This is a genomic window from Kineothrix sp. MSJ-39 (assembly GCF_018917935.1).
Classification (GTDB): Bacteria; Bacillota; Clostridia; order Lachnospirales; family Lachnospiraceae; genus CAG-194.
The window spans coordinates 1-759 of sequence record NZ_JAHLPN010000053.1 but is presented as its reverse complement, the minus strand read 5'-3'; the positions used below and the strand labels follow the sequence as shown (position 1 = coordinate 759).

Below are 759 nucleotides of genomic sequence, written 5' to 3'. Positions count from 1 at the left end.
GGGATATTTGCTCCTCCCCACAGCTTTTCGCAGCTTATCACGTCTTTCGTCGGCTCTTAGTGCCAAGGCATCCACCCTGCGCTCTTATCAGCTTAACCTTTTTAGTCTCGCTCGATTTCATTAGCGTTTGAAATCTTCTCTTATGAGTTTTGAGTTTGTTAAGATCGTCATATGTTACTATGACTGTTTTCTTTTCGATGTCTTGTTATCATTTCTGATATTTTTAAGATTAATTTCTGTATTCGGTTTTCAAGGTACGACTTTGACTGAATTTTTTCAGTCTATCAAGCGTTTTTCCTCGACTACGCACTCGCGACCTTCGGTTGCTCGTTCTTAAGTCGATTCAAATGCTTTTCGCTTCGTCTTCGCATATCTGAAAGTAAACTTTCATATGCTCTTCCTCGCGAAAAACGCTTGAATGGAGACGGAGAGATTCGAACTCTTGACCCCCTGCTTGCAAGGCAGGTGCTCTCCCAACTGAGCTACGCCCCCATATAATCTGGCAGCCACCTACTCTCCCACATCGTCTCCAATGCAGTACCATCGGCCGCTTAAGTCTTAACCATCGTGTTCGGGATGGGAACGGGTGTGCCCCTTAAGCGCATTGCCACCAGAATCTTTCATCTGTCCTTGACAGATCAACAGCAATCCAACCCTTACTTATTCTTTCCTTAGAAAGGAGGTGATCCAGCCGCACCTTCCGATACGGCTACCTTGTTACGACTTCACCCCAGTTATCAGACCTGCCTTCGACGGCTC

At 45.8% G+C, this 759-nt stretch carries 1 tRNA gene and 3 rRNA genes; all 4 read right to left on the bottom strand.

The features are described from left to right. Positions 1-98: ribosomal RNA gene (locus tag KQI22_RS13740) — 23S ribosomal RNA — on the bottom strand; the annotation flags it as partial. 321 nt (positions 99-419) lie between these two features. Further along, positions 420-492, bottom strand: a tRNA-Ala gene (locus KQI22_RS13735). A gap of 5 nt (positions 493-497) precedes the next feature. Further along, positions 498-615, bottom strand: a 5S ribosomal RNA gene (gene rrf, locus KQI22_RS13730). 60 nt (positions 616-675) lie between these two features. Further along, positions 676-759: ribosomal RNA gene (locus KQI22_RS13725) — 16S ribosomal RNA — on the bottom strand; the annotation flags it as partial.